The sequence below is a fragment of the Micromonospora sp. NPDC047465 genome (genome assembly GCF_040643125.1).
Classification (GTDB): domain Bacteria; phylum Actinomycetota; class Actinomycetes; order Mycobacteriales; family Micromonosporaceae; genus Micromonospora.
In genome coordinates this window covers 1-4,975 of record NZ_JBEYTP010000111.1, presented here as the reverse complement: position 1 = coordinate 4,975, position 4,975 = coordinate 1, and the positions used below count along the sequence as shown (strand labels likewise).

Sequence of the window (4,975 nt, the reverse complement as noted above, 5' to 3'; positions counted from 1 at the left end):
TGGTCGCCGCCCGGGGTCGGTTGATGCAGGCGTTGCCGGCCGGTGGCGGGATGCTGGCGGTGAACGCGGCCGAGGTCGATGTGTTGTCCACGCTGAACGGGTTGGCCGACCGGCTGGGCGTCGCGGCGGTCAACGGCCCGACGTCCGTGGTGGTGTCCGGGGCGGTCGACGCGCTCGACGAGGTGGAGCAGGTCTGGCAGGCGCGTGGCGTCCGGACCCGGCGGTTGACCGTGAGTCACGCGTTCCACAGTCCGCTGATGGAGCCGATGCTGGCCGAGTTCCGGGCCGTCCTGGAGGGTCTCGCCTTCCGGCCGCCGCTGCTGCCGGTCGTGTCGAACCTGACCGGCCTCGCCGCCGACGCGGCGGACCTCTGCGACCCCGGGTACTGGGTGCGGCACGTCCGCGAGGCCGTCCGCTTCGCCGACGGGATCGCGTACCTGCGGCAGCGCAACGTCGCCACGTACCTGGAAGTCGGGCCCGACGGTGTCCTCGCCGGCATGACGCAGGACTGCCTCGCGGACGACAGCGGCGCGGTGATCGTGCCGACCCTCCGGAAGGGCCGCACCGAGGCGTCCGCGTTCCTCGCCGCCCTCGCCGAGGCGTACGCCGGCGGCGCGCCCGTCGACTGGGCCGCGCTGACCGGCGGCGGCTCCGCCGTACGGCCGGTGGACCTGCCGACGTACCCGTTCCAGCGGCAGCGGTTCTGGCCCGACGCGGCGGCCTGGCGCAGCAGCGACGTGTCCGGCGCCGGGCTCGCCGCCCCGGGGCACCCGCTCCTGGGTGCGGCCGTGCGCCTGGCGGGTGACGACGAGGTGGTGTTGACGGGTCGGTTGGGGCTGGCGTCGCATCCGTGGTTGGGCGATCACGTGGTGTCGGGTGCGGTGGTGGTGCCGGGCACGGCCCTTGTCGAGTTGGTGGTGCGGGCCGGCGACGAGGTGGGTTCGTCGCGGGTGCGGGAGTTGACGATCGCCGCGCCGTTGGCCCTGCCGTCGTCCGGCGGCGTGCGGGTGCAGGTGCGCGTCGGTGGGATCGACGACTCCGGCGGTCGGGACGTCGCCGTGTACTCGCAGCCGGAGGACGACGTCGAGGCGGAGTGGGTCCGGCACGCCGGCGGTGTGCTGGAGCCGGCCTCGGCCGAGGAGCCCGGCCTGGCGGCATGGCCGCCGGTCGGCGTGCCGGAGACGGATCTTGCTGGCTGGTATCCGGCGTTGGTGGAGCATGGGCTGTCGTACGGGCCGGTGTTCCAGGGGTTGCGGCGGGTGTGGGCCGGCGACGGCGAGCTGTACGCCGAGGTGGCCCTGCCCGACGACGCGCCGGACGTGTCGGCGTTCGGGGTGCATCCGGCGCTGCTGGATGCCGCGCTGCACCCGATCGGGCTGCTCGATGCCGGGACTGGTCCGCGGGTGCCGTTCGCGTTCGAGGGTGTGCAGGTGCACGCCACCGGCGCGCGGGTGCTGCGGGTGCGGTTGAGCCGTGCCGGGACGGCGGTCCGCCTGGTTGCGGTGGACGAGTCGGGTGCGCCGGTGGTGTCGGTGGACTCGCTGGTGCTGCGGGAGATGGGCGCGGTGTCGGCCCCGGCCGGGACCGACCGGTCGCTGTTCGAGGTGTCGTGGCGGGCCGAGGACGTGACCCCGGCCGGGGACGTCTCGGGTTGGGCGGTGCTGGGCGACGTCGAGCTGCCGGGTGTGCCGGTGTTCGGGGACGTGGCGGCGCTGGTCGCGGCCGTCGACGCCGGCAAGGGCGTCCCGGGCCGCGTGCTCCTTCCGGTGCCCACCGTCTCCGGCGTGGCGGTTCCGGCGGCGGTTCGGTCGGTGACGACCGAGGTGTTGGCGGTGGTGCAGTCGTGGTTGGCCGTCGAGTCGCTGGCGGACGCGCGGCTGGTGGTGGTGACGCGGGGCGCGGTGGTGGCCCGCGACGAGGACCGGGTGGCGGATCTGGCGGGTGCGGCGGTGTGGGGTCTGCTGCGGTCGGCGCAGTCGGAGCACCCGGACCGGATCGTCCTCGCCGACCTCGACGGACCCGTCGACCCGGCGGCGCTCGGCGTGCTGTCGACGGTCGCGGCCGACCCGTCGGCCCTCGGCGGCCAGCTTGCGCTGCGTGGCGACCAGGTGCTCGTACCCCGGCTCGTGCGGCGGGCCGGCACCGAGCTGACCCCGCCGGCCGACAGCGCGTGGCACGTCGCGGCGGTGCGCCCCGGAACGCTGGACGGCGTGGAGATCGCGCCGAGCGCGCCGGTCGCACTGGCCCCCGGTGAGGTCAGGGTCGCCGTACGTGCGGCGGGTGTGAACTTCCGGGACGTGTTGATCGCCTTGGGCATGTATCCGGACTCGTCTGCGGTGATGGGCAGCGAGGGCGCGGGTGTGGTGCTGGAGGTCGGCCCGGGGGTTGCGGATCTGGTGCCGGGTGATCGGGTGTTCGGGTTGTTCGAGCCCGGGTTTGGTCCGCAGGTGGTGGCGCAGCGGGATCGGATTGCGCGGATGCCGGCGGGTTGGTCGTTTGTGGATGCGGCGTCGGTGCCGGTGGTGTTCCTGACGGCGTACTACGCGTTGCATGATTTGGCGGGTTTGCGGGCGGGGGAGTCGGTGCTGGTCCACTCGGGTGCGGGTGGGGTCGGTATGGCGGCGATCCAGTTGGCGCAGCATTTCGGTGCGACGGTGTATGCGACGGCGAGCCCCGGCAAGTGGGGCGTGCTGCGTGGTTTGGGTGTGGCGGAGGAGCGGATCGCGTCGTCGCGGTCGACGGAGTTCGAGCAGGCGTTCGCCTCGGTCAGTGGTGGCGCGGGTGTGGATGTGGTGTTGGATGCGCTCGCGGGTGAGTTCGTGGACGCGTCGTTGCGCCTGTTGCCGCGTGGTGGCCGGTTCGTGGAGATGGGCAAGACGGATGTCCGCGACGCCGAGCAGGTGGCGCGTGATCACGCTGGGGTGGCCTATCGGGCGTTCGATCTGAACGAGGCCGGTGGGGTGCGGATCGGGCAGATGTTGTCCGAGTTGTTGGCTCTGTTCGAGCGGGGTGCGCTGCGGCCGTTGCCGGTGCGGGTGTGGGATGTGCGGCAGGCGCGGGCGGCGTTGCGGCACATCAGTCAGGCCCGCCACGTCGGCAAGGTCGTGCTGCGGGTTCCGGCGCCGGTCGACCCGGACGGCACCGTCCTCGTCACCGGAGCGTCGGGCACCCTGGCCGGGGTCGTGGCGCGGCACCTCGTCGCCACCGGTCAGGCCCGCCGGCTGCTGCTCGCCTCCCGCCGTCTGCCGGCCGAGGACACGGAGTACGCCGCGCTGGTCGCGGAGCTGACCGAGGCCGGTGCGACGGTCGACGCCGTCGCCGTCGACGTCAGCGATCCGCAGCAGGTGACGGACCTCGTCGCCGGGGCGCACTCGCTGACCGCCGTCGTGCACACCGCCGGGGTCATCGCCGACGCGACGATCACCTCGCTGGACGCCGACGCCCTCACCGCCGTGATGGGGCCGAAGGTCGACGGCGCGTGGGCGTTGCACGAGGCCACGGCCGGTCTGGACCTGAGCGCGTTCGTGGTGTTCTCGTCGATCGCGGCGACTCTGGGTTCGCCTGGGCAGGGCAACTACGCGGCGGCGAACGCGTTCCTGGACGCCCTGGCGTACCACCGTCGGGAGCGGGGCCTGCCGGCCAGCAGCATCGGCTGGGGCATGTGGGCCACGGCCGGCGGAATGGCTGGCGAACTCAGCGCCGACGACCGCCAGCGGCTGGGCCGGCTGGGCATGACGGGCCTGTCGGCGGCCGAGGGTGTTGCGCTGCTCGACGCCGCGTCCGCCGGTTCCGCGCCGGCGGTCGTGGCCGCCCGGCTGCGGATCACCGCCGACGCCGCCCAGGTCCCGCCGATCGTGCGGCTGCTCGCCCGGGCGGGCGGGCGCCGGCAGGCGAGGGGTGGGCAGGCCGGAGACGGGTCGTCCTGGTCGGAGCGGCTGGTCGGGCTGTCGCAGGACGACGCCCGTCGGCTGTTGGTGGACCTTGTGTGTGGGCAGGCGGCGGCGGTGCTGGGGCACGCTTCGGCGCAGGCGGTGCCGGGTGGCCGGGCGTTCAAGGAGTTGGGCTTCGACTCGTTGACCTCCGTCGAGCTGCGCAATCGGCTGGCCTCGGCGACCGGGTTGCGGCTGTCCGCCACCCTCGTCTTCGACTACCCCACCCCCGAGCGGCTCGCCGAGCACCTGCACGAGCAGTTGGGCCACTCCGCGACGCCGGCCGCCGCCACCGTCACCCGGGCCGTCGCCGCCGGCGACGACGACCCGATCGCCATCATCGGGATGGCCTGCCGCTTCCCCGGCGGGGTGTCGAACCCCGACCAGTTGTGGGACCTGGTGGCCTCGGGCGGGGACGCGATCGGCGGGTTCCCGGCCGACCGGGGTTGGGACCTCGACGCCCTCTACGACCCGGACGCCGACCGGGCGGGCACGTCGACGACCCGGCAGGGTGGCTTCCTGTACGACGCGGCGGAGTTCGATCCGGCGTTCTTCGGGATCTCGCCGCGCGAGGCCCTGGCGATGGACCCGCAGCAGCGGCTGCTGCTGGAGACCTCGTGGGAGGCGTTCGAACACGCCGGCATCGACCCGCGCGACGCGAAGGTAACCACCGGCGTCTTCGCCGGCCTGATCCACCACGACTACGCGGGCCGGCTCGAAGCGTCGGAGGAACTGGAGGGGTACCTGGTCAACGGCACCGCCGGCAGCGTCGCCTCCGGCCGCGTCGCGTACGTCTTCGGGCTCGAAGGCCCGGCGGTCACGGTCGACACGGCGTGCTCGTCGTCGCTTGTCGCGTTGCACCTCGCGGCGCAGGCGCTGCGCTCCGGTGAGTGCGACCTCGCCCTCGCGGGCGGCGTGACCGTGATGGCCACCCCGAGCGCGTTCATCGGCTTCTCGCGGCAGCGGGGTCTGTCGGCTGATGGGCGGTGCAAGTCGTTCGCGGCGTCGGCGGATGGCACCGGTTGGGGTGAGGGCGTGGGCATGCT

The 4,975-nt window shown here is 73.9% G+C and carries 1 protein-coding gene; it reads left to right on the top strand.

Annotated features, from left to right (window positions below; all coding sequences use genetic code 11):
- Positions 1-23 precede the first annotated feature (23 nt).
- Positions 24-4,975 (top strand): SDR family NAD(P)-dependent oxidoreductase (locus ABZ793_RS34515; protein WP_357465170.1); only part of this gene is annotated, 4,952 nt, incomplete at its 3' end.